This window comes from Streptomyces luomodiensis (genome assembly GCF_031679605.1).
Lineage (GTDB): Bacteria > Actinomycetota > Actinomycetes > Streptomycetales > Streptomycetaceae > Streptomyces > Streptomyces luomodiensis.
Genome location: NZ_CP117522.1, coordinates 4336462 through 4360481 on the forward strand (window position 1 = coordinate 4336462; position 24020 = coordinate 4360481).

The window sequence follows — 24020 nt, forward strand, 5'->3', positions numbered from 1 at the left end:
ATCCCCGCAGCCACCCCCGGCTCGCCGCTCGGCCAGACGTCCGGCACGGCACGTCGGCAGCGCGGACCCGGTACCGGCCGCGCCCGCTTCAGGAGCCCACCGGCTGATCGTTCCGCAGCCGCGCGAACAGCCGCTTCGCCCGCTTCTCGTCCCACTTCACCGCGCTGCCCTTGGACGTCGCGAAGTCCGTCCTGGCCACGGGGACGTTCAGTCGGCTGCCGTCACCGCTCGAGACGCCCCTCATGGCCTCGAACATCGACATCAGCGTGCGCAGGTCCATGTCTTTGTCCACGATGAGCGTGTCCAGGCCCGCGCCCACGGTCGGGAAGACCTTCCACGGGACGAGGGCCTGGCCCGGCCGCGCGGCCTGCTTCGCGAGCGCGGACAGGAACTTCTGCTGGTTCTGGCTGCGCCCGAGGTCGCCGTTGGCCTCCTGGTGGCGCTGGCGGACGAAGGCCAGCGCCTGCCTGCCGTCGAGGGTCTGGCAGCCCCGCCTCAGGTTCGCGCCCGACTTCTCGTCCTCGATGGGCTTGTCCAGGCACATCCGGACGCCGCCCACCGAGTCGACCACGTTCACGAAGCCGGCGAAGCCGATCTCCGCGTAGTGGTCGATCCGCAGCCCGGTGTTGTACTCGATGGTCCGCACCAGCAGATCGGGGCCGCCCAGCGAGAACGCGGCGTTGAGCTTGTTCTTCGACGGACCGGGACGCTTGCCGGTCATGGGGTAGGTGAACGGCGGGAGGGTCACCCAGGAGTCGCGCGGCAGGCTCATCATCGTGGTGCCGTGGGCGCCGGTGTGCAGCAGCATCATCGAGTCCGTGCGGCGGCCCTCGGCCGATCCGGTGTGCAGGCTCTTCTTGTCCTGCTGGGAGAGGCCGTCACGGCTGTCGGAGGCCACGATGAGGTAGTTGGTGCCCTCGCCTTTCGGGGGGCGGTCCTCCACCTTGCTCAGGTCGACCTCGGTGTTGAGCTTGGACCAGGCCCAGCCGTACGTGGCGGCACCCCCGATCAGGACCACGGCGAGCAGGACGACCACCGTGCGCCGCAGCCGCCGGGGCCACCGGCGGCGGGGTACGGCCTCTCCGCCGCCGTGACCGCCCTCGTCGTCGTAGCCGTCGTAGCCGTATCCGCCGTCGACGGGCCAGTGGTTGTTCGACACGGTGGTGCTCCCTCCCCCGCTCATGTGGACGACAGACTCTCGCGGCGCTCTGCCGGATCGACGGTCAGCTGGTCGCCGGCCGAACCGGAACGCTGGATGCGGTGCCAGCGCAGCCGGGTGCCGAACAGCGCGCTGACCACGGACTGGATGATCACCAGGTACATCAGCTGCCGGTAGACGAAGAGCTGCAAGGGCATCGCCCACAGCGCCGTCAGCCGCTCCTTGTCCAGCCGCAGCGCGTATCCGGCGCCGAGCAGCTGCATCACGAGGAAGACGAGCCACACCCCGATCGACTCCACGGGGTCGGCGAAGAGCACGCCGTACAGGGCGAAGACGTCCACGATGGGCGCGATCAGCGGCAGCGCGACCTGGAAGAGGAAGAGGTAGGGCAGTCCGCGGCGGGCGAAGCGTCCGGCGGGTCCGACCTCCACGACGGCGTGGCGGTGCTTCCACATGGACTGGAGCGTGCCGTAGCACCAGCGGTACCGCTGACGCCACAGCTGGCGCAGGGAGGTGGGCACCTCGGTCCAGGCGACGGCGGTCTCCTGGTAGACCACCCGCCAGCCGGCCCGCCACAGCGCCATGGTGAGGTCCGTGTCCTCGGCGAGGGTGTCCTCGCTGACCCCGCCGACGCCCATCAGCGCGTCCCGCCGGAAGGCCCCGATGGCACCGGGGACCGTCGGCATGCACTCCAGCACCTCGAACATCCGGCGGTCGAGGTTGAACCCGAAGACGTACTCCAGGTGCTGCCACCTGCCCAGCAGCCGACGGCGGTTGCCGACCTTGGTGTTGCCGCTGACGGCGCCGATGGCCGGATGGGCCAGCGGCTGGATGAGCTGGTGGATGGCGTCCGGTTCGAAGACGGTGTCGGCGTCGACCATCACCACGATGTCGTGGTGGGCGTGGGCCAGGCCGGTGTTGAGGGCGGCCGCCTTGCCGGCGTTGGGCTGCCGGACCACCCTCACCCGGGGGTCGTCGATCCGGGCGGCGAGGTCCGCGGTCCGGTCCGTGGAGCCGTCGTCGACCACGATGATCTCGAGCTGCTGATGGGTCGAGGCCAGCAGCGAGTGGATCGTCGACTCGATGCCCGCCTCCTCGTTGTACGCGGGGATGAGCACCGTCACCGGGTCGTTCACCTCCCGCAGCCAGGGCGAACCGGGCCGGAAGCGGCGGAGGCGCCGCACATGGGCCCGTGCGAAGAAGACGAGCAGCAGCAGCCGCAGCAGGGCCAGCGCGCCCGCGACGCCGAGCACCCAGGCCATGGCCCGGACGAAGGTGTGCCCGATGCCCTGGACCTGGATCAGCGCCTCGCCCTGCCAGCGGCTGACGGTCGACACCGGGGTGTTGACCGGGGGTCCGCCGAGTCCTTCGGAGACCGTGGCGAACTTCTCGATCCTCCGGTTCCCGAGGAGCTTCTTCACCTCGCTGTAGCCGGTGTCGTCCTGGCTGTACTGCCGTACGACGCCCCGCTCCGGCTTCCGGAGCGGCCGGTCGGCCGCGACCAGGAGATAGCCCTGCGCCGCGGCGCGCCGGGCGGCCGTCCACTCGCCGCCGCACAGCGTGTCGGCCTGGGTGGTGAAGGGCAGCCGCAGGAGTTTGGTGTGCACACCGGCGGTGCCCGCGAGCGCGGTCTGGGTGAGGGACAGCTCCAGCCGGGTGCGCAGGGCCGAGGCCGAGCCCAGATCGGAGCCGGTGTAGGTGAGCGAGCCGATCTCATGCCCCTCGGCGCGGATCCGCCGCACCAGCTCCGGGTGGCGGACCGCCTGCGCGCCGGAGAGGAAGAAGGAGGCGTGCGCGTGGTGCGCACGCAGCAGATCCAGCAGGCGCGGGGTCCACTCGGGGTCGGGGCCTCCGTCGAAGGTGAGGGCGACGGTGCGGGCCGGCATACCGGCCGTCTGCACCGTGCCGTCTCCGATGCGCACCACCAGCTTCCCGGTGTCGGCTGCCTTCGGTACGGGCTTCGTACAGGGCCGGCGGGTTTGTTCGGAGGCGACCTCGTGGGTCGTCCAGCCTTCGAAGACCAGAGCGGCGGCGACCGCGGAGACCACGATGATCAGCAGCAGCCAGTGGCCGCGCGGTTCGGGGCGGAGTGCGTGCCGGGGACTCACCAGGAGGCGCCTCCGGACGGCGCGGCGACGACAAGGGGCGCGGAAACCGTGTCGCCGGAGTCCGCACCGGGCCAGGGGCGAGTGGTGGGGGCGCTGCCGGTGGTGGACCGCTCGGCGGTCCTCGGCGGCTCCGTGTCGTCCTGCCACAGCACCCCGGACAGCGCCGCGACCAGAAGCAGCAGATAACCGAGGCAGGCACAGCCGACCGCCAGGGCCGCGAGGGCCAGAAGTCCGCGCCGTCCGCCGGAGGCGTTGACGAAAATCTGCCCGGTTTGTTTTCTCCGCCGTCTCTTTTCGGCCACCGTCTTCACCATGTGGCGGAAGTGTAGCGATGAGTACGCGTGCCCCCGACTTACCGGAACACCGCGCTCCCCGTTACCAGAGGTAGCCCTGACCTGGTCTTTCTTGCTCAGAAGACCGCCGGGGCCGCCCACCCGGCGGACATCTCCGACACAGGGGGCCAGATACCTTCACCGGCGCCCGTCGGCGGCGAGTTGGGGAGGCGGCGTAAATGAGACAAGGCTCACGGCGGGCACGGCGACGGTACGCACCGGCCGGCGGAGCGTGCCAGCGGCCCCGGGAACCGTTCCAGCGACCCCGGCAGCACCAGCACCGACCCGGTCCCGACCCGGTCCCGGCTAAAGCGAAGGCCAGCGCTCGTACCACCGCTGATCGGCCTCCAGCTGAGCCGCCAGCGAGATGAGCATGGGCTCACTGCCCGCCGGACCGAGGAACTGCGCGCCGAGGGGCAGCGTGCCCTCGGGGTCGGCGAACCCGGCGGGGACGTTCATCGCGGGCCAGCCCAGCACGTTCCACGGCCAGGCGTACGGGCACGCCGCGATCATCGCGCGGTCGGTCTGCCAACTCGACAGCCGGGCCATGGCCCCGATCCGCAGCGGCGGTGTGGCCGTCGTCGGGGAGAGGACGACGTCGAAGCGCTGGAAGATCGCCCCGACCTGGCGCTGCAACGACTCCTCGTGCGCCCGCGCCCACCGCAGCGCGGCGCCGCCCAACAGGCGGCCGTTGCGGGCGGCGGAGCGGGTGCGGACGTCCAGCAGGAGCGGGTCGGGGACGCGGCCGGACCATTCCATGAGCCCGGCGGTGGCGCGCGGCAGGAAGGAGAGGCCCACCAGCCCGTAGCGCGGTTCGGCCGCCACGACCTCGTGACCGAGGGCCGTCAGCCGCTCGGCGAGCCGGACGACCGAGGTCCGTACGACGGGGTCCAGTTTCTTCGGCGTACCCGTGAAGGCCGTCTTGAACGACAAGGCGATGCGCAGCCGCCCCGGATCGCGTTCCACGGCGGACAGCACATCCACCGGCTCCGGGCAGTGCAGATCCCCCTCGCAGTTGCCGCTCGCGACATGCAGCAACAGTGCCGCGTCGGCGACCGTACGGGCCAGCGGGCCCATGCAGGTGATGCCGTTGAAGGACTCCACGTCCGGCCAGGTGGAGATCCGGCCGCGCTGGGGCTTGATGCCGATGAGGTGCGTCCAGGCGGCGGGGATGCGGATCGAGCCCGCGCCGTCGGAGCCGAGCGCGGCGGGGACGAGACCGGCGGCGACGGCGGCCGCCGCGCCACCGGAGGAGCCGCCGGGGGTGTACGCCGGGTTCCAGGGGTTACGGGTGTCGCCGAAGGCGGGGCCCTCGGTGAACGGCCACTGGCCCAGCTCGGGGGTGTTGGTCTTGCCGACGATCACCGCCCCGGCCGCCCTCAGCCGCCGTACCGCCTCGCCGTCCGCCGCCTTGGCCGGGAAGTCGCCGCAGCAGCCGAAGGCGGTCGGCTCGCCCGCCACGTCCGTGTCGTCCTTGACCGCGATCGGCACCCCGAGCAGCGGCAGCCGCTCCCCCGCCGCCAGCCGCCGGTCGGCCTCGGCCGCCTCGCGCAGGGCGGCCTCGGCCCGGACGCGGCGGAACGCGTTCAGCGTGGGCTGCGTCTCGGCGATGCGCTCGAGCGCCTGCTCGACCAGTGCGCGGGAGGTCACCTCGCCGCCGGCCAGGGCGCGGACCCTCTCGCCGAGACCCTTGGGAATGACGCTGGTCACCGGGGACCTCCTCGGGTGAGTTCGGCCACTTCCCCTTTACCGCAGGTGGCTTCTCCGCGCACCCTGGGCACCGGTGATGACCTGTTTACTCAACTTTCACCACGTTCACCACTTGCATCACGATCATCGCTGAGCACAGAGGACACCCGCATGACCGACATCGCGGCGCGCCGCACGGGCCCCCACTCCCGCACCGGAGGCCCCTCCGACGACCACGACCACCTGGTGGAGCACCTGTGCGGCTGGGCCCTCGTCGTCGTCCTCGCGATGCTCACCGTCCAGCTCGGGCTGTTCTAGCGGTACGCGGTCACACCACGAACGCCGGTACGTACGCACGCCGACTGCACACGGCCGTACATCACACTGCACTCTGCCGTATGGCATATTGGACCACCTGAACGGCAGTACCGGCCCGAGGAGAGACATGACGACCGACACCGCAGGCTGGCTGGACTCCGCCGCCATCGACCCCGCGGTGCACGCCCTGCGCCCGGACTACCGCGCGCTGCTCATCACCGCCGAGGGGCTGCGCCCCGGCCCGAGCGACGAACTGAGCGAGCGGCTGCTGGCCGATGCCGAGTCGGCGGCGCGGGAGCGGTTCGGGGACGGGCCGGTGGAGGAGCATCCGCATCTGGCCGCCTGGCGGGAGGCGTTCCGCGCCTTCGGGGCGAAGCCGCAGCGCACCCGGCCCAGCGCGGAGGCGCTGCTGCGCCGGGTGTCCGCCGGACTGCCCCGGGTGGACCGGCTGACCGACATCTACAACGCGATCTCGGTCGGGCATGTGATCCCGCTGGGCGGCGAGGACCTCTCCCATTACGTGGGCGCGGCCCGGCTCGTGCGCGCCGAGGGCGACGAGACCTTCGAGACGACGGCCGGGGGCGAGCCCGTGGTGGAGCACCCGGCGCCCGGCGAGGTGGTGTGGCGGGACGACGCGGGCGTCACCTGCCGCCGCTGGAACTGGCGCCAGTGCACCCGCACCCGGCTCACCCACGACACCACCCGGGCGATGTTCGTGCTGGACGCGCTGGGCCCGATGGACGACACCGCGCTGAAGGCCGCCGGTGATCAGCTCATGGAGGCGCTGACGGACTCCAGCCCGGGGGTGACGATCGCCGCCAGGCTGCTGGGCGCCGCCTAGAACAGCGCCTGCTGCCCCGGCGTGGGCGGCTCGTCCTCCCCGAACAGCTTCGGCGGGGTGGTGAGCAGCGGCGCCATCCGCCGCGAGCCGGGGCAGGAGATCAGCTCATAGCCGGCGCGCCGCCCCGGCGGGTCGTGGCGGGCGAAGCGCCCGCCGACGACCGCGATCTCACGGGTGCAGACCGGGCAGGTGCGGCGGGGTGACGACGACATGGCTCCAGTGTCACCCACACCCCTGACAACGAGCCCGGGACGACCAGCCCCGGCGACCCTGCCCAGCCCTGGCGGTGCGCCACACCCACGGCCGCCCTCTGGCGATGCGCCACACCGCACGGCCGCTCCCTAGCGGTGCGCCACACCCACGGCCCACCCCTGGCGGTACACCACACCGCGCGGCCCGCCCCTGGCGGTACACCACACCGCACGGCCCGCCCCTGGCGATGCGCCACACCGCACGGCCCGACCCACGCGACCCGACCCCACAGACCCGCCCCTGGCGATGCGCCACACCGCACGGCCCGACCCACGCGACCCGACCCCACAGACCCGCCCCTGGCGATGCGCCACACCGCACGGCCCGCTCCTTAGCGGTGCACCACACCGCACGGCCCACCCCCTAGCGGTGCACCACACCGCACGGCCCACCCCCTCGCGGTGCACCACACCGCGCGGCCCGCTCCCTAGCGGTGCACCACACCGCGCGGCCCACCCCCTGGCGATGCGCCACACCGCACGGCCCGCCCCCTCGCGGCCCGCCCCGTGCCCCGACCCCCCACAGACCCGGCCCCACGCGGATTCACCCCGCGACCCGACCCCACACGGTCCCGCCCCACACAGCCCCGGCCCCGCGAAGCGCGGGGCCGGGGCTGTGGGCGGACTGCCCCCTCGCACCGCCCCCCTCGCACCGTCCACGCCGTCACGGCTGCCTCAGAACGCGTCCACCGGCCGGTACGTCCCCCACACCTCCCGCAGCGCGTCGCAGACCTCGCCGAGCGTGGCCCGCGCCGCGAGCGCGTCCTTCATCGGGTACAGCACATTGGCCGTACCCGGCTCGCTCTCGGCGGCCTTTCGCAGGGACGACAGCGCCGCGCCCACTGCCGACCGATCGCGTTCGGCGCGCAGCCGGGCGAGCCGGTCGCGCTGCCGGGCCTCGATCTCCGGGTCGACCCGCAGCGGCTCGTACGGCGCCTCTTCGTCCAGCCGGAAGCGGTTCACGCCGACCACCACCCGCTCGCCCGCGTCCGTCTCCTGGGCGATCCGGTAGGCGTTGCGCTCGATCTCCTCCTTCTGGAAGTTCCGCTCGATGGCGGCCACGGCACCGCCCAGGTCCTCGACCCGCCGCAGCAGGCCGACGGCCGCCTCCTCCACGGCGTCGGTGAGCGACTCGACGGCGTAGGAGCCCGCGAAGGGGTCCACGGTCGCCGTCACATCGGTCTCGTGCGCCAGCACCTGCTGGGTGCGCAGCGCCAGCCGGGCGGAGGTGTCGGTGGGCAGGGCGATGGCCTCGTCGAAGGCGTTGGTGTGCAGGGACTGGGTGCCGCCGAACACGGCGGCCAGGCCCTGCACCGCGACGCGTACGAGGTTCACCTCGGGCTGCTGGGCGGTGAGTTGGACGCCGGCGGTCTGGGTGTGGAAGCGCAGCATCTGGGACTTCGGATCGCGGGCCCGGAACTCCTCCCGCATCACCCGCGCCCAGATCCGGCGCGCGGCCCGGAACTTGGCGACCTCCTCCAGCAGCGTGGTGCGGGAGACGAAGAAGAAGGAGAGCCGGGGCGCGAAGTCGTCGACGTCCATGCCCGCCGCGACGGCCGTACGGACGTACTCGATGCCGTCGGCGAGTGTGAAGGCGATCTCCTGCGCGGGCGAGGCCCCGGCCTCGGCCATGTGGTAGCCGGAGATCGAGATGGTGTTCCATTTCGGCAGCTCGGCCTTGCAGTACTTGAAGATGTCCGCGACCAGCCGCAGCGAGGGGCCGGGCGGGAAGATGTAGGTGCCGCGGGCGATGTACTCCTTGAGGATGTCGTTCTGGATGGTGCCGGTCAGCCGACCGCCGGCCACGCCCTGCTCCTCGGCGACGAGTTGGTACAGGAGCAGCAGCAGGGCCGCGGGCGCGTTGATGGTCATGGAGGTCGAGACCCGGTCCAGCGGAATGCCCGCCAGCAGCACCCGCATGTCCTCGATCGAGTCGATGGCCACCCCGACCTTGCCGACCTCGCCGTGGGCGAGGGGGGCGTCGGAGTCGTAGCCCATCTGGGTCGGCAGGTCGAAGGCCACCGACAGTCCGGTGGTGCCGTGCTCGATCAGCTGCCGGTAGCGGGCGTTGGACTCGGCGGCGGTGCCGAACCCCGCGTACTGCCGCATCGTCCAGGGACGGCCCGTGTACATCGTGGGATGGACCCCACGGGTGAAGGGATACCCGCCCGGCTCGCCCAGCCGCTCGGCCGGGTCCCAGCCGCTGAGCGCACCGGGTCCGTACACCGGCTCGACGGGGAATCCGGACTCCGACTCGCGCGCCATGGGTCCACGCCTCCTGATGGCTGATACCGGGTCCTCTTCCGCTAGGGGGCCTCCTACACAGCATGCGTCGAGGTTCGCCCCGTGGCAGCCCCGGGAAGCATTCAGGGCAAAAGATCAGTGGAGTGGGGGGTCGGATGCACCGGACAGCGGTGGTCGGCACGGCGCTGGCCACAGCCACGGCGGCGGCACTGATCGCGGGGTGCCGGGCGGGCGAGACGACCGTGGACGGCCGGGGGCAGGAGAGACCCCGGGCACGGGCCGACACCAGCGCGTCCGCGCGGGAGACGCCCCGGCCGCGTCGCACCTTCACCCACGAACCGACGGCCGAGCCCTCGGCCAAGGCCGTGGTGCGCTCACCGCGCACCACCGAGCCCGCCCCACCACGGCGCACCGCGCCGAGGGTGGCCCCACCGGTCATCGCCTTCGGCACCACCTCGGACCGCGTGCGCGAGCTCCAGGCCCGGCTGCGCGCGCTGGGCCTCTTCCACCGCAATCCGACCGGCTACTTCGGCACCGTCACGCAGGCGTCGGTCAGCGCCTACCAGCGCGGCCACGGCCTGACGGCCACCGGCTCGGTGGACCAGCGCACCTGGGCCTCACTGCGCTCGGCGACCAAGACGCCCAGCCACGACGCGCTGTATCCGCCGACCACGCTCCCCCTGGCCAAGCCGGATCCGCGGTGCAAGACCGGCCGGGTGCTGTGCATCAGCAAGAGCAGCCGCACTCTGGCCTGGATGATCAACGGCCGGGTGGTGTCGGCGATGGACGTGCGCTTCGGCTCGGAGTACACCCCGACCCGGGAGGGGCTGTTCCAGGTCAACTTCAAGAGCCGGGACCATGTGTCGACGATCTATGACACCCCGATGCCGTATGCGATGTTCTTCAGCGGCGGCCAGGCGGTGCACTATTCGGCGGACTTCGCCGCCCGCGGCTACAGCGGCGCCTCGCACGGCTGTGTGAACGTCCGGGACAAGAAGAAGATCGCCGCACTCTTCGACCAGGTGAAGGCGGGCGACAAGGTCGTGGTCTACAAGTGAGCTACCGGTGAGCTGCCGGTGAGCCGTGCGGCGCGGCCGGCTCGACCGGCACGGGCGGGAAAGGGGCGCGGGCAGAGCCGGGGGAACGTGCTCTGCCCGCGCCGGATGCGCGGAGCCGTCGGTACGGGGGGAACCTCGGCTCCCGCGCGGCCGATGACCAGTCGGCCCGTTTCTTTCAGCGTCACCACCCGCAAAAACGTCACACCTGGCTGCTGACGCCTCTGCCCTCACCCGTTCACCCGCTGGTCGTGGGGTCGGCCGAAGCAGACGAACCCGTCGATGTCACGGGGTCCGTCGACGTCACGGAGTCACCCGGCGTCGATGGCGTGGTGCCGGAGCCGGAGCCGGAGTCGGTGCCGGTGCCGGAACCCGAGCCGGTACCGGGGTCGCTCGGCGTATCGGTGGTGTCGGGCGGAGGGGGCGGCGCCGCGGAGTCGCCGCCCCCCTCGTCATTTCCCGCGTCGTCACCGCCGTCCGAACCGGTGTCGGTGCCGTCCGAACCGGTGTCGGTGCGCGGCCCGCCCCCACTGTCCCCGGCGAGGATCTCGGTGCAGTAGCCATGGATGGCGGACGCGCCCCCGGCCGCCTTCGTCAGCTTCTTCAGCGACTTCTCGTCGAGGTCCGCGCCCGTGCCGGACTCCGACGCCAGATACCGGGTGCAGACGTCGAGGGCCCATTGCGGAACGCCGGGGCTCCCGTTCGAGGAGGGGTTCTCCGTCTTGCCGCTGTCGCCCTTGCCCTCGTTCTCGCCGCTGTTCCCCTTGTTCTCGCCCTTGTGTTGTCCCTTGTTCGCGCCGTCGTCCCCGGGGTCGGAGGAGGCCGCTCCGCCCTGGGCGCCGTTCGCGCCCACGTCGCTGGCATCGTTGTCGGACGAGCCGCTGGGGTCGGGCGTCGTACCGCCGTCCTTCGAGATCTCCGGACGGGCGGACACCCCGCCGGGTCCGGTCCCCGACATGCTCACCGAGGGGCCCGGTGTGCCGTCGCTCTGGCCGAACGGGGTCGGCAGCACACCCGCCGCCGCCGCGACCGCGAACCCGCTCAGCGCGCACCCGGCCACCGCCGCGACCATGCCCGCGCGCAGCGGGCGGCGCAGCCGCGGCTGCCGCTCCTTGAGCCGCCGGATCCGGCACAGCCGCCGGACGGTACCCATCCCGGCCACGGCCTCCGCCTCGGCGCGGGCCGCCCGGAAGGCGGCCACGGCCGCGTCCTCGCCCGGAAGCGGGGACGCGTCGGCGCGGGCCGTGGGGCGGGCCGCGTCGGCGACGGCGCTGAGCACGGCCGCCAACCGTTCCGCTTCGGCATATGACTGGTCACCCCGGCCGTCGGGGGCCACGGGCTGCCCCTCGACCGGTTCGCCGCGAAGCAACCGCTCCGCGGCACTGTCATCCAGCCAGCTGTAGCGGTGGTCTTCGGCCATCACATGTCCTTCTGCGTTGGCGCGCGTGAATCCGTCACACCAGCAGACTTCGCCACACCCGGCTTGGTTGCGCCGCCGCCGTGTGACTCACGTTGCCCCGGGATGCCGTCGAGCACCCCCGGATCGCCCCCGGGCACCGGTCCGATCAGGTCGGCGAGCCGCCGCAGGCCCCGGTGGGCCGCGGTGCGCACCGCCCCCGGCCGCTTGCCGAGCACCGCGGCCGCGCTCTTGGCGTCGAGGCCGAGGACCACCCGGAGCACCACCGCCTCGGCCTGGTCCTGCGGCAGCTGGGCGATCAGCCCGAGCGCCCGGCCGGTGCCGACGGCCGCCATCGCCTCCCCGGCCGTGTCCGCGTCGGAGGCGCGGAACTCCAGCTCCGACTCGTCGCCGCCGATGACCGGGCGGCGTCCGCGCATCCGTATGTGATCCAGTGCGCGGTTGCGGGCGATCCGGGCCGCCCAGCCCCGGAAGCGGTCGGCGTCGCCGCTGAAGCGCTGCAGGTCGCGCGCGATCTGCAACCACGCTTCGGAGGTGATGTCCTCCGCGTCTCCGTCACCGACCAGCGTGCGCACATAGCCGAGGAGGCGAGGGTGCACGGACCGGTACACGGTCCGGAAGGCGGTCTCGTCCCCCTTCTGCGCCGCGCTCACCGCGGCGGTCAGTTCCGCGTCGTCCCCCTGCACGCTCTCTTCCTGCCCCACTTGGAGAATCCGTGGTCCAGTCGATTCCGGCGTACCCGCGGGCTAGCCCTGCCCGTAGGGCGGGTACTGCTGACCGGGCTGGCCGGGCGGCGGGGTCGGCGGCATCTGGGGAGCACCATACGGGGCGGGCCCGGGTGCCGGGGCGCCGTACGGGTTCGGCGCGGACATGCCGTACGGCGCCGGGCCGGCCGGCTGCGGCGGCAGCGAGGCCCGCTGCTCCTGCATCGCGGTGATCTGCCGGACCAGCAGCAGCGCGAGGACCGCGGCGGCGACGAAGATCATGATGGCGACCATGTCGAAGGCCAGGATGGAGTGCAGGCTCTCGATGTCGCTCTTGGCCTCGGAGGGAGTAGGGGAGTAGTCATCGCTCTCGACCTTGGCCCGCAGAATGTTGTACCGGAGGCCGCTGATGGCGTTGGCGACCAGCGCGACGATCCAGGTCACCCACCAGCCGTTGAGCAGACCGCGGCTGACCGCGTGCGGCCCCTGCGGGGAGCTGGCGCGCCAGATGTCGTTGGCGATCTGCTTGGGGAACCAGAGGTTGACCACCGGGGTGAACCACGAACCGGCCGCCCAGCCGCTGCCGAAGCGGTGCTGACCGGGTGCGAAGACCTCGGCGTTCAGCCGCAGCCGGCGGAACCAGATGGCCCAGACGACGGCGATCGCGAGGGTGATCAGCGAGTAGATGATCCGCGCCGTGGTGAACATGTCATCGGCGTCGTCGAGGTCGCTCTGGCTGAAGGAGACCGACTTGCCCTCGATGGCATCGAGCATGTCCCCGAGCACGCCGAACTGGTTGGAGCGCGCCACGAACAGGAAGATCAGCGCCGGCAGCACCACACCGAAGAGCACCACGAGCGTGGTGGAAAGGCCGCGCCGCAGATCGACCCCGCCGGCCGGCATGCCCATCGGCGGGGCCGCCGGGTAGCCGCCGGGCATCGGCGGCGTCTGCGGCGGGACCGACGGCTGCTGGAGCTGCTGCTGGTAGGTTCCGCATGCGGCACAGCGCCCGTCGGGGCCGACGGCGACAGCCCGGCAGTTCCCACACGGATACATGGTCTTCGAGTCCCCCTGGGAACGTGGCCCGCTCCAGACCACGCGAGAAAATAAGCCTCTGCCCGCGCCCGGAGCGCGGACCTGCACGTTACGGGCATCCGACCGGTCACGTCCAGAGCGGAACCGGCCCCTGGACGCGGGGTGAACTCCCCGGTTTTCGTGCAAGGGGAGGTGTGACGGAATCGAAGCGTGCGACGCTGTAAGGAGTACGAGCCCTTCGCGGGCTCTCCCTGGACGACGGTCGGGGCCTCTCCTGTGGGGGGTGGCGGCCCCGACCGTCCTTTCTTTTCCCAGCCCGCCCAGCAGCCTCCGCAGACCGCTCAGCACGTGCCTCAGCCCGCCCAGCACGCCTCTCGGCCCCGCCCAGCACGTGCCCCAGCCCGCGCGGCACGCCCTCTCAGCAGGCCCGGCACGCGTCTCAGACCCCGAGCCGCTCGGCCAGCCTGGTGAAGTCGGACCAGCTCAGCGGCGGCTTCCCGGGATCCCACACCCTCTGGGCCAGCGCCGCGAGCGGCAGCCGGATGCCCTGGGCCACCTGTGTGGTGGTCTGGGCCTCGGGGTGGTCACCCCAGACGGCGAAACGGGCACCGAGCACCCTGTCCGGCCCGGTCAGGCTCTTGTCGGCGATGGGCGTGGAGCCGCGCAGGATCGCCGGGGACCACTCGTCGTAAATGCGTTCACCGGTCGGATAGGTGAAGCCGCCGGGCTCGCCGAGCACGTAGTAGAGGTACGCGTCGTTGAGGTTGACCACCTTCCGGCCCTCCTTCAGATACTCCAGCGGCTGCCGGGCGGTCTCCTTCAGCCGTCCCGTCCAGTACTCGACCTCGATGTTCTTGTCGGGTTTGACGACGCCGCCGGCGAAGAAGCCGTCGTTCCACGCCTTGGGCCGCTTGCCCAGCTGCCGCGCGAGCCGCGCCCGGTCGTTCAGCCAGCCGGTGGCCAGGTCCTGCACCCGGGCGCTGGGGCCGTACCGCTCCTTCGCGGCGGCCGCGAGCTTCGGGAACGACGCCTGGGGGTCCTTGACGGTCAGCGCGAGGTACTCATCGGCGCCCAGATGCCACCAGCGGCCGGGGAAGAGCGGGGCGTATTCGCGCATCAGCTGATCGACGATGCGGGCGGAGGCCGGATTGGAGATGTCCACGGCCCCCTGGAACGTGGTGCCGCCGGCGTTGCGCAGCTGGAGCTGCGGATGCGCCTTGATGACCGCGCCGAGGTGGCCCGGCGAGTCGATCTCCGGGATGACGGTGATGTGCAGCCGCTGCCCGAGCGCCACGATCTGCCGGACCTGGGTCTTGGTGAGGTGCTGGGCCGAAACGATCTCGGGATGGGTGCTGCTCTGGATGCGGAAACCCTGATCGTCCGAGAAGTGCAGGGCCAGCTGGTTGAGCTTGAGATCGGCCATCTGGCGCATCCGTGCCTGAATCCACTCGGCCGTGAAGAACTTCCGCGCGATGTCCAGGTTGAGGCCGCGCTGGGCGCGGGCGGGCCGGTCGTGGATCACACCCTCGGGGAGGCGGCCGCCGGAGCGCAGGGCCTGCTTCACGGTGCGGGTGCCGTAGAAGACGCCCGCCTGGCCCGGACCGGTGATCCGGGCGCGGCCCTTGTCGACGGTGAGCGTGTACGCCTCTTTGCCGCCGCTCTGTTTCGGGGCGAGCGCGAGGGAGAGGTCACCGCTGTGGGCGGTCCCGGAGGCGGTACGCAGCCCCAGCTCGGCGGCGATCAGGCGGGCCTCGTCGGCGAGCGGGCCCTGGAGGTCGACCACCACCCGGCTGCCACTGCCGGGCCGCCAGCCGGGGCCCGAGGCCGGGGTGAAGTCGCGGACGGAGGGGATGGTACGGGGCGGGGCGCCCGAGGGGGACCGCGCCGGGGAGGTGGTCGCCTGGCCGGTGGTCGTGGTGTGTGCGGAGGTGTGCTGTGTGGCGTGCGCCGAGGCGTGCGTCGGCGAGGTGCCGGTGCCGGCCGGGTGCCGGCCGGCACCCGTCTGCTGACAGCCGAGGGCTATCAGGACGAAGGTGACGGCGGCGCCGGCGATGAGGCCACGGGCGCAGGACGCCTTGGTGGCTCTGAGCGGCAATCCCATGGCTGTGTCCCTCCTTCGCCCCTCCCCGTCACAGGCGCTGTAGGCGTTTTTCCGGGGCGGCCGCCGGGCGGGTGCCCGGTGAAGGCCGCCGGGTGGTGCCCGGCGAAGCCCACCAGGCCGTTCCCGGCGAAGCCCACCGGGCGGGTTCCCAGGAAGGCCGCCGGGCGGGTGCCCGGTGAAGCCCGCCGGGCGGGTGCCCGGCCGAGCCGCCGGGCGGTCCGGGCGGCTCCCCGTGAGCGCCGCCGGATGGTCCGGGCGGCTCCCGTTGAGCGCCGCCGGGCGCGTCCCGGTGAAGCCCGCCGGGCCGTTCCCGGTGAAGCCCACCAGGCCGTTCCCGGCGAGGCCCACCGGGCGGGTGCCCGGCGAAGCCCACCGGGCGGGTGCCCGGCGAAGCCCACCGGGCGGTGCCCGGCCGAGCCGCCGGGCGGTCCGGGTGGCTCCCCGTGAGCGCCACCGGATGGTCCGGGTGGCTCCCCGTGAGCGCCGCCGGATGGTCCGGGCGGCTCTCGTTGAGCGCCGCCGGGCGCGTCCCGGTGAAGCCGTAGGCGAGGGTGTTCCCCGGCGAAAAACGCTCTGCGCCCCGAATGCCGTCCACCGCGTGCAGTAAAACGTCCCCGTTCGGGTGATATCCCGTCCCCTGCGCCACACCCGCCCCCGTAGGTCGTTAACGTGTACCGCCCACACGCCCAGCCCACGTCTCCCACGCATCCCGGGCCATCCGGTCCCGGGCGTCCGATCCCGGATCCCCGGCCCCGGGCCCCCGATCCGATGCGTGCCCCACGCGTGTCCGAGGAGTCCACTGCGTGTCCGAGGAGTCCACGCTGTCCAGGTCCAGGTCCAGGTCCCGCGCCACGGCTTCCCGCCTCGGCCGGCTCAACAACGCCCCCGCCGGCGCGGCCGAGGCCGCGTTCCTCTCCTGCTGCGGCAGCCGCCGCTGGGCCCGGCTGATCGCGGCCCACCGCCCGTACCCCGATCTGGAGGCGCTGCTGGCCGCCGGGGACGAGGCCAGCTATGACCTCACCGCCGCCGATCTGGACGAGGCGCTCGCGGACGAGTCGGTCGTCGGCCATGAGCTGCCGCCCGCGCACGGCCTGGGGGCGCTCGCCGCCCACACCGCGCTCCGGGCCGCCCACGACGCGTACGAGCATCGTTTCGGTCACGTTTTCGTCATCTGCCTGGATGATCTGCGGCCCGAGGAGCGGCTCGACCGGCTGCTCACCGGAATCCGGGACCGGCTGGGCAACGACCGGGAGAAGGAGCGAGACAACACGGCCGAGGAGCTGCGCCGCATCGCCCGCGCCAGGCTCGTCCGACTGGCCGCCAACCTGCCGCATTCGCCTGACATGCCCGGGTTTCGCATCGCGTGATCGCCCGTACGTGCTTGATTGATCACACCTGTGCCCCCAGGAGCAACCCACCGACAGCACGTCGGTACCATGGCCAGGGCCGGTGGACCGTACCCGGCCGGGCCCGACCGACCGTGAAGCCGGCAGGCCCCAATCCCGCTTCCGGAGGGTTTTTCCGTGCCGGCTGGAACGCTGTATCGCGGCCGGGAAGGCATGTGGTCCTGGGTGGCTCACCGAGTCACCGGCGTCCTCATCTTCTTCTTCCTGTTCGTACATGTGCTGGACACCTCGCTGGTCCGCGTCTCGCCCGAGGCGTACGACGACGTGGTCGCCACCTACAAGAATCCCGTCGTGAACCTGATGGAGTACGGCCTCGTGGCCGCCATCCTGTTTCACGCCCTCAACGGCCTTCGCGTCATCGCCGTCGACTTCTGGTCCAAGGGGGCGAAGTACCAGCGCCAGATGCTCTGGGCCGTCGTCGGTGTCTGGGTCGTGCTGATGGCCGGTGCCTTCTACCCGGTCCTCCAGCACTCGCTGCGCGAACTGTTCGGGAGCTGACGCACATGTCCGCCGAGACCACCACCCCCGCGAGCGACTCGGTCACCGGGTACGACGTGGATCATCCGGCCCCGGTCATCGAACCGCCGCGGGCCCGCACCCGCAAGACGCCCAGGGCGACCCGTACGAACTTCGAGATGTACGGCTGGCTGTTCATGCGCCTGTCCGGCATCCTGCTGGTCGTCCTGGTCCTGGGCCATCTGCTGATCCAGCTGGTCCTGGACGGCGGTGTCACCAAGATCGGCTTCGCCTTCGTGGCCGGCCGCTGGGCCTCGCCGTTCTGGCAGGCATGGGATCTGATCATGCTCTGGCTCGCCACGCTGCACGGCGCGAACGGCCTGCGCACGATCATCAACGACTATGCGGAGCGGAACACCACCCGTCTGTGGCTGAAGGCGCTGCTCTACACGGCGGCGACGTTCACCATCGTGCTCGGCACTCTGGTGATCTTCACCTTCGACCCGAACATCCGCTAGGCCCCGGGGCTGAGGTATCCACTCATGAAGATCCATAAGTACGACACCGTCATCGTCGGCGCCGGCGGAGCCGGAATGCGCGCGGCCATCGAGTCGACCAAGCGCAGCCGCACCGCGGTGCTCACCAAGCTCTACCCGACCCGCTCCCACACCGGCGCGGCGCAGGGCGGCATGGCCGCCGCCCTCGCCAACGTCGAGGAGGACAACTGGGAGTGGCACACCTTCGACACCATCAAGGGCGGTGACTACCTGGTCGACCAGGACGCCGCCGAGATCCTGGCGAAGGAGGCCATCGACTCCGTCCTCGACCTGGAGAAGATGGGCCTGCCGTTCAACCGCACCCCGGACGGCACCATCGACCAGCGCCGCTTCGGCGGCCACAGCCGCAACCACGGCGAGGCCCCGGTCCGCCGGTCCTGCTACGCCTCGGACCGCACCGGCCACATGATCCTCCAGACGCTGTACCAGAACTGCGTCAAGGAGGGTGTGGAGTTCTTCAACGAGTTCTACGTCCTGGACCTGCTGCTCCCCGAGATCGACGGGGTCAAGCGCACCGCCGGTGTGGTGGCCTATGAGCTGGCCACCGGTGAGCTGCACATCTTCCAGGCGAAGTCCGTCATCTTCGCCTCGGGCGGCTGCGGCAAGTTCTTCAAGGTGACCTCCAACGCGCACACCCTCACCGGTGACGGCCAGGCGGTCGCCTACCGGCGCGGGCTGCCGCTGGAGGACATGGAGTTCTTCCAGTTCCACCCGACCGGCATCTGGCGCATGGGCATCCTGCTGACGGAGGGCGCCCGCGGTGAGGGCGGCATCCTCCGCAACAAGGACGGCGAGCGCTTCATGGAGAAGTACGCGCCGGTCATGAAGGACCTCGCCTCGCGTGACGTGGTCTCCCGCTCCATCTACACGGAGATCCGCGAGGGCCGCGGCTGCGGTCCCCAGGGCGACCACGTCTACCTGGACCTGACCCACCTGCCGCCGGAGCAGCTGGACGCCAAGCTGCCCGACATCACCGAGTTCGCGCGGACGTACCTGGGCATCGAGCCGTACACGGACCCGATCCCGATCCAGCCGACCGCGCACTACACGATGGGCGGCATCCCGACCAACGTCCAGGGCGAGGTGCTGGCGGACAACGACACCGTCGTCCCCGGCCTGTACGCGGCCGGTGAGGTCGCCTGCGTCTCGGTGCACGGCGCCAACCGCCTGGGCACCAACTCGCTGCTCGACATCAACGTCTTCGGCCGCCGGGCGGGCATCGCCGCCGCGGAGTACGCCGCCAAGGCCGACTTCGTCGAGCTCCCGGAGGACCCGGCCGGGTTCGTCCGCGACCAGGTGGAGAACCTGCGCGACGCCACCGGCACCGAGCGGGTCACCGAGGTCCGCAAGGCGCTCCAGGAGACCATGGACAAGAACGTCATGGTCTTCCGCACCGAACAGACGCTCAAGGAGGCCGTCGAGGAGATCGGCCACCTGCGCGAGCGCTACAAGAACGTCAGCGTCCAGGACAAGGGCAAGCGGTTCAACACCGATCTGCTGGAAGCCATCGAGCTGGGCAACCTGCTCGACCTGGCCGAGGTCATGGCCATCTCGGCGCTGGCCCGCAAGGAGTCGCGCGGCGGCCACTACCGCGAGGACTACCCGAACCGCGACGACGTCAACTTCATGCGGCACACCATGGCGTACCGAGAGGTGGGCGCGGACGGCTCCGAGTCCATCCGCCTCGACTACAAGCCGGTCGTGCAGACCCGCTACCAGCCGATGGAGCGTAAGTACTGATGAGCACCCCCACGCTTGAGAAGTCCGACCAGGCCCCCGAGGCGGCCGACGCCACCGCCTCGCACCTGATCACCGTCACCTTCCGGATCCGGCGCTTCAACCCGGAGGTCTCGGACCAGGCGGTCTGGGAGGACTTCCAGATCGACATCGATCCCAAGGAGCGCGTCCTCGACGGTCTCCACAAGATCAAGTGGGACCTGGACGGCACCCTGACCTTCCGCCGCTCCTGCGCCCACGGCATCTGCGGGTCCGACGCCATGCGGATCAACGGCCGCAACCGGCTGGCCTGCAAGACGCTGATCAAGGACATCAACCCGGAGAAGCCCATCACGGTCGAGCCCATCAAGGGACTCGCGGTCCTCAAGGACCTGGTCGTGGACATGGAGCCGTTCTTCCAGGCGTACCGCGATGTGATGCCCTTCCTGATCACGACGGGCAACGAGCCGACGCGCGAGCGGCTCCAGTCCGCCGAGGACCGTGAGCGGTTCGACGACACCACCAAGTGCATCCTGTGCGCCGCGTGCACCTCGTCGTGCCCGGTGTTCTGGAACGACGGCCAGTACTTCGGCCCGGCGGCGATCGTCAACGCGCACCGCTTCATCTTCGACTCCCGCGACGAGGGCGGTGAGCAGCGGCTGGAGATCCTGAACGACAAGGACGGCGTCTGGCGCTGCCGTACGACCTTCAACTGCACGGAGGCGTGCCCGCGCGGCATCGAGGTCACGAAGGCCATCCAGGAGGTGAAGCGCGCGCTGATCACGCGGCGCTTCTGAGGCTTTCTACGCCTGCTTCTGCGCCACGGAGCCGAGTGGGCGAGGGCCCCGCTTCCCGGACTGTCGGACGGTCCGGGGGCGGGGCCCTCGTCGTATCCCCCCTCACCGCATCAAGAGCCATACGCAGCCATACGCAGCTATGCAGCCCACGTATACACGCGATGTATACACATGACGTATAGTCCTCCGCATGGCCACCGCCTACCTTCTGCCGATCAAGACGGCCGCCGCCCTCTTCCCGCTGCTGGCAATCGTGTTGCTGCTGCCGACGGCCGTCCTCCTGTACCGCCGTTACGGCGTGATGTCCCCGGGGCGGACGCTGTCGCTCTACGGCTTCCTCTACTACCTGCTCACGGCCTACTGCATGACGATCGTGCCGCTGCCGAAGCAGACCACCGACATGTGCGAGCGGTTCGCACTCGTGGCCCATCCGCAGTGGACGCCCGGGAACACCTTCAGCGACATCTGGAAGGAGGCGCACCACAAGATCGACCTCAACGCGCTGATCCTCCAGAACCCCGCCGTCGCCGGAGCCGTCTTCAACCTGCTGCTGCTCCTGCCGCTCGGGGTCTTCCTGCGCTACCACTTCGGGCGCTCGCTGCGCAGCACCGCCGGCATCGGTTTCGCGGTCTCGCTGTCCTTCGAGCTGACGCAGTGGACCGGGGTGTGGGGCCTCTACAACTGCCCGTACCGCCTCTTCGACGTGGACGACCTGATCATCAACACCTCGGGAGCGGTGATCGGCTGGCTGCTGGCCGGGCCGGTCGCGCGGATGCTGCCCACGCTGGAGACGCTGGACGGACGGGCGCTGGCGGCCCGTCCGGTGCCGTTCGGACGGCGGTTGACCGCACTCGTCGTCGATATGGCCGGATATGGCGTGGCGGCGGTGTTCACCGCCGCCGTGCTGGCCGCGCGGGGCGGCGCGGTTCCGTCCTGGCTGCCCGTCGCGGTCTTCGTGGTCTGGTTCGTCCTGCTGCCGCTGGCCACCGGCGCGACACCCGGGAAACGGCTGTTGCTGCTGCGACTGGTCGCGGACGACGGCGGCCCGCTGGTGGCCTGGCGGCTGACCCTGAGGGCGCTGCTGCTGGGAGCGTTGGTGATGCCGTTCCTGTCGGGGCTGTTCCTGGCCGTGCTGACCCTGCTGAACGAGCCCTGGCCCTCCGACCTGTTCACCACCGTCCACGACTCGGGTGCCCAGGGCATGGCGGCGGTCCTCAGCGCGCTCAGCCCCGCCCAACTGCTCGCCGTGACGGCCGGGTTCACGCTGACCGCGATCTGCGTCCACAAGACGCTGCGTCACCCGGACCGGCTCGCCCCGCACGACCGCGTCTCGGGCATTCGCAACGCCACGCTCCCGCACAAGCGCGCCGTACGGGCCACCGACCGGTCCGCTCCCATCGCGGTGGAGCCGGTGGAGCGGGCGGCCGACGACGCACCGGCGAGCGATCGGGAGCGTACCCCGGGCACCACCGTTCCGGCGGAGGGTCAGCGGTCGGCCACCGGCTCCGGCTGATCCGGGGCGTACGAGGCGGGCCGCGGGGGCTCGGGCGCGTGGGTGAACCGGGGACGCAAGCGCTCAGGCGCGGGGCGAGGCCAGCTCCACCACGGTGACGTCCGGCGGCGCCCCGACCCGTACCGGCGGACCCCAGGCGCCCGCGCCACGGCTCACATAGAGCTGGGTGTCGCCATACCGGTCGAGACCGGCGGCGGTGGGGTTGGCGAGCTCGGCCAGGTAGGTGCCGGGCCACAGCTGACCGCCGTGCGTGTGGCCGGACAGCTGGAGGTCGACGCCCGCCTTCACCGCGTCGTGGATCACCACCGGCTGGTGGGCGAGCAGCACGGAGGCGCGCGCGGGGTCGCGGTCGCCGAGCGCCTTGTCGAAGTCGGGGCCGTGGCCCTCGCTCTCGCCCGCCACGTCGTTCACCCCGGCGAGATCGAAGCCGGGCAGCTCGGTGCGCTCGTTCTCCAGGGGCCGCAGACCCAGCTCGCGCACATGGTCCACCCACTCGGCGGCGCCCGAGTAGTACTCGTGGTTGCCGGTGACGAAGTAGCTGCCGTACCGGGCGCTCAGTCGGCGCAACGGCTCGACGGCCGGGCCGAGGTCCGCCACGCTGCCGTCCACGAGGTCGCCGACGACGGCGATGAGGTCGGGATGGGTGCGGTTGATCGTCTCGACGACGCGCTGGGTGTGGGAGCGGCCCAGGATCGGCCCGAGGTGCATGTCGCTGACGACGGCGATCCGGAAGCCGTGCGCCCGGCGCGGCAGCTTGGCGAGCGGCACGGTGATCCGCTTCAGCCTCGGCCCGCGCAAGACGGTGTACGCCCCGTACCCGACCGTTCCGGCCGCCACGGTGGTGGCCGCGGCGGCCACGGTCCGCGCGACAAAGAGCCGCCGAGAGACAGCAAGCGCGCCACCGCCCGCACCGCCCTTGCCCGCCCCGCCCCCGCGCACCCTGTCCGCCCCCTCGCCGTCAGCCGCTCCACCCGAGCCACCCAAGCCGCCCTCAGCCACCTGGCCCACGCTCGTCGCAGCCTCAGCCGTCCCGCCCACGCCGGCCTCGGCCACGCCGGCCTCGGCCACACCGCCCCCAGCCGCACCACCCACGCTGCCCAAACTGCCCTCGACCGCCTCGCCCGCGCTCACCGCAGCCTCAGTCACACCGTCGACCCCGGCCACACCGCCCCCAGCCGCACCACCCACGCTGCCCAAACTGACCTCAGCCGCCCCACCCGCGCTCGCCGCAGCCTCAGCCGCCCCGCCCTTTACCGCCCCGCCCACGCCGCTCTCGGCCACACCGCCCCCAGCCGCACCACCCACGCTGCCCAAGCCGCCCTCAGCCGCCCCACCCGCGCTCGCCGCAGGCGTACCACCCACGCCTTCCCCGGTCGCCGCCGCGTCGCGCGTCACAGCCACAGCCGCATGCCCAGCCGCGTCCGCACCGTCGGTCACCGTCGGCATCGCGGCCCCGGTGTCGCTCGGGAGCACCGTCGGCGAGCTGCCGCACGGCATACCGCCGGGTGCCGCCGGCCCGCCCTCGCCGTGGCTCGCGGCGGCGGCCGGGCCGCCCGCGGCCGCCGCCGGGCCCCCGGTCGACCGCACATCAGCGGACTGGGCGGACTCGGCCGGCATGCGACCCACCCAAGCGCGCAGCAAAGGGCGCACCGCCTCGCCGACCAGTAGGGCGAGGGTCAGATACAGGAGCAGCGCGAGCCAGAGGTAACCCGGCCAGGCCAGTGCGCGCTGGAGCGGGAAGGACGCGCCCGCGCGGCCCGCGACCAGCGCCCCGACGCTGGTCAGCGGCAGTACGAAGGCCGCCGCCGTACCCGTACGGCGAGCCCATCCCCCGCGCGCCGTCGTATCGCGGACGAGCCGGCGCCACACGTACCAGTGGACTCCGGCCAGCAGACCGATGACGGCCACAGCGATCAGGACATAGAGCACGACCATCCCCGGTCCCCTCCCCTAGCGACTACCTGGAACGGCTACGAACGGCTACTGGGAGGCGTCATCGCGACGCAGAGCGCGCACACCGCGCAACCCGATCACCCCGATCGCCGTCCCCAAGAGAAACGAGGTGATCGCGAGCAGCAGATGCACCCAAAAGTAGGCGGTGGGATCACCGGAGTCGTCGAAGGCGAGTCCGCTGGCGTCCTTCCACAGGTTTTTGACAAAGGTGAACCAGATGACCCAGCTCCACACCCCGAAGGCGAGCAGGAACCAGGACACGGGGCGGCTGAGCTTCATGGTTCCCAGTATGGGCGGGTCCGCCGATACCTCCACGCGGGGGTCCGCCGTCAACACGTCGGCGCTGCTTTCGCCCTCTTCAGCGACGC

The 24020-nt window shown here is 71.7% G+C and carries 21 protein-coding genes; 9 read left to right on the plus strand and 12 right to left on the minus strand.

The window, feature by feature from the left end; all coding sequences use genetic code 11:
- Positions 1 to 88: 88 nt before the first annotated feature.
- The 4 genes from PS467_RS18220 to PS467_RS18235 form a co-directional block, all read right to left on the minus strand.
- The gene (locus PS467_RS18220; protein ID WP_432280601.1) at positions 89 to 1183 is read right to left on the minus strand and encodes an LCP family protein; all 1095 of its coding nucleotides are present in this window, start codon (positions 1181 to 1183) and stop codon (positions 89 to 91) included.
- Positions 1180 to 3267 carry a bifunctional polysaccharide deacetylase/glycosyltransferase family 2 protein gene (locus tag PS467_RS18225; RefSeq protein ID WP_311036176.1) on the minus strand — a complete coding sequence of 696 codons (2088 nt, stop codon included), beginning with the start codon at positions 3265 to 3267 and terminating at the stop codon, positions 1180 to 1182. The genes PS467_RS18220 and PS467_RS18225 overlap by 4 nt, the downstream gene beginning before the upstream one ends.
- Positions 3264 to 3581 (minus strand): hypothetical protein, encoded by a 318-nt coding sequence (locus PS467_RS18230; RefSeq protein ID WP_311036177.1) that lies wholly within the window; start codon positions 3579 to 3581, stop codon positions 3264 to 3266. The genes PS467_RS18225 and PS467_RS18230 overlap by 4 nt, the downstream gene beginning before the upstream one ends.
- A 324-nt stretch (positions 3582 to 3905) precedes the next feature.
- Positions 3906 to 5309, minus strand: coding sequence for an amidase (locus PS467_RS18235; RefSeq protein ID WP_311036178.1), 1404 nt, complete (start codon positions 5307 to 5309; stop codon positions 3906 to 3908).
- Positions 5310 to 5459: 150 nt separating this feature from the next.
- On the opposite strand from PS467_RS18235, the gene PS467_RS18240 reads away from it, so the two are divergent.
- Together PS467_RS18240 and PS467_RS18245 are read left to right on the plus strand one after the other, a co-directional pair.
- Positions 5460 to 5606: an SCO1431 family membrane protein gene (locus PS467_RS18240; RefSeq protein WP_268972627.1), complete on the plus strand. Its 147-nt coding sequence runs from the start codon at positions 5460 to 5462 to the stop codon at positions 5604 to 5606.
- A 127-nt stretch (positions 5607 to 5733) separates the two neighbouring features.
- On the plus strand, positions 5734 to 6447 hold the full coding sequence (locus PS467_RS18245; protein ID WP_311036179.1) for a B3/B4 domain-containing protein: 714 nt from the start codon (positions 5734 to 5736) through the stop codon (positions 6445 to 6447).
- Here the strand turns inward: PS467_RS18245 and PS467_RS18250 are convergent.
- On the minus strand, positions 6444 to 6659 hold the full coding sequence (locus tag PS467_RS18250) for a hypothetical protein (protein ID WP_268972629.1): 216 nt from the start codon (positions 6657 to 6659) through the stop codon (positions 6444 to 6446). The two genes, PS467_RS18245 and PS467_RS18250, sit on opposite strands and share 4 nt — an antisense overlap.
- A 714-nt stretch (positions 6660 to 7373) precedes the next feature.
- A complete protein-coding gene (locus PS467_RS18255) occupies positions 7374 to 8963 on the minus strand; it encodes an acyl-CoA mutase large subunit family protein (protein WP_311036180.1) in 1590 nt (529 codons plus the stop codon).
- A gap of 134 nt (positions 8964 to 9097) precedes the next feature.
- Here PS467_RS18255 and PS467_RS18260 point away from each other — a divergent pair, with 134 nt between their 5' ends.
- Complete coding sequence (locus PS467_RS18260; RefSeq protein ID WP_311036181.1) at positions 9098 to 10000, plus strand: L,D-transpeptidase family protein; 903 nt, start codon at positions 9098 to 9100, stop codon at positions 9998 to 10000.
- A 235-nt stretch (positions 10001 to 10235) separates the two neighbouring features.
- Here the strand turns inward: PS467_RS18260 and PS467_RS18265 are convergent, their stop codons facing one another.
- From PS467_RS18265 to PS467_RS18280, 4 genes are all read right to left on the minus strand, one after another.
- Positions 10236 to 11417, minus strand: a complete 1182-nt coding sequence (locus PS467_RS18265; RefSeq protein ID WP_311036182.1) for a hypothetical protein — start codon at positions 11415 to 11417, stop codon at positions 10236 to 10238.
- Positions 11417 to 12100 (minus strand): RNA polymerase sigma factor, encoded by a 684-nt coding sequence (locus PS467_RS18270; protein ID WP_311039898.1) that lies wholly within the window; start codon positions 12098 to 12100, stop codon positions 11417 to 11419. The genes PS467_RS18265 and PS467_RS18270 overlap by 1 nt, the downstream gene beginning before the upstream one ends.
- Before the next feature lie 60 nt (positions 12101 to 12160).
- Positions 12161 to 13174: a DUF4328 domain-containing protein gene (locus PS467_RS18275; RefSeq protein WP_311036183.1), complete on the minus strand. Its 1014-nt coding sequence runs from the start codon at positions 13172 to 13174 to the stop codon at positions 12161 to 12163.
- A 418-nt stretch (positions 13175 to 13592) separates the two neighbouring features.
- Positions 13593 to 15254, minus strand: coding sequence for a beta-N-acetylhexosaminidase (locus PS467_RS18280; RefSeq protein ID WP_311036184.1), 1662 nt, complete (start codon positions 15252 to 15254; stop codon positions 13593 to 13595).
- Positions 15255 to 16057: 803 nt separating this feature from the next.
- Here PS467_RS18280 and PS467_RS18285 point away from each other — a divergent pair.
- From PS467_RS18285 to PS467_RS18310, 6 genes are all read left to right on the plus strand, one after another.
- Positions 16058 to 16621, plus strand: a complete 564-nt coding sequence (locus PS467_RS18285; protein WP_311036185.1) for a 2-oxo-4-hydroxy-4-carboxy-5-ureidoimidazoline decarboxylase — start codon at positions 16058 to 16060, stop codon at positions 16619 to 16621.
- A gap of 156 nt (positions 16622 to 16777) precedes the next feature.
- Positions 16778 to 17158, plus strand: a complete 381-nt coding sequence (gene sdhC / locus PS467_RS18290; RefSeq protein ID WP_268972636.1) for a succinate dehydrogenase, cytochrome b556 subunit — start codon at positions 16778 to 16780, stop codon at positions 17156 to 17158.
- A gap of 5 nt (positions 17159 to 17163) precedes the next feature.
- Positions 17164 to 17634, plus strand: coding sequence for a succinate dehydrogenase hydrophobic membrane anchor subunit (locus PS467_RS18295; protein WP_311036186.1), 471 nt, complete (start codon positions 17164 to 17166; stop codon positions 17632 to 17634).
- Positions 17635 to 17658: 24 nt separating this feature from the next.
- Complete coding sequence (gene sdhA, locus PS467_RS18300) at positions 17659 to 19413, plus strand: succinate dehydrogenase flavoprotein subunit (protein WP_268972638.1); 1755 nt, start codon at positions 17659 to 17661, stop codon at positions 19411 to 19413.
- Positions 19413 to 20186 (plus strand): succinate dehydrogenase iron-sulfur subunit, encoded by a 774-nt coding sequence (locus PS467_RS18305; protein ID WP_311036187.1) that lies wholly within the window; start codon positions 19413 to 19415, stop codon positions 20184 to 20186. The genes sdhA and PS467_RS18305 overlap by 1 nt, the downstream gene beginning before the upstream one ends.
- 190 nt (positions 20187 to 20376) lie before the next feature.
- Positions 20377 to 21699, plus strand: coding sequence for a VanZ family protein (locus tag PS467_RS18310; RefSeq protein ID WP_311036188.1), 1323 nt, complete (start codon positions 20377 to 20379; stop codon positions 21697 to 21699).
- A 63-nt stretch (positions 21700 to 21762) separates the two neighbouring features.
- Here PS467_RS18310 and PS467_RS18315 read toward each other — a convergent pair whose 3' ends face one another.
- Together PS467_RS18315 and PS467_RS18320 are read right to left on the minus strand one after the other, a co-directional pair.
- Complete coding sequence (locus PS467_RS18315; RefSeq protein ID WP_311039899.1) at positions 21763 to 23100, minus strand: metallophosphoesterase; 1338 nt, start codon at positions 23098 to 23100, stop codon at positions 21763 to 21765.
- 579 nt (positions 23101 to 23679) lie between these two features.
- The gene (locus PS467_RS18320; protein ID WP_268972643.1) at positions 23680 to 23931 is read right to left on the minus strand and encodes an SCO4848 family membrane protein; all 252 of its coding nucleotides are present in this window, start codon (positions 23929 to 23931) and stop codon (positions 23680 to 23682) included.
- Positions 23932 to 24020 lie beyond the last annotated feature (89 nt).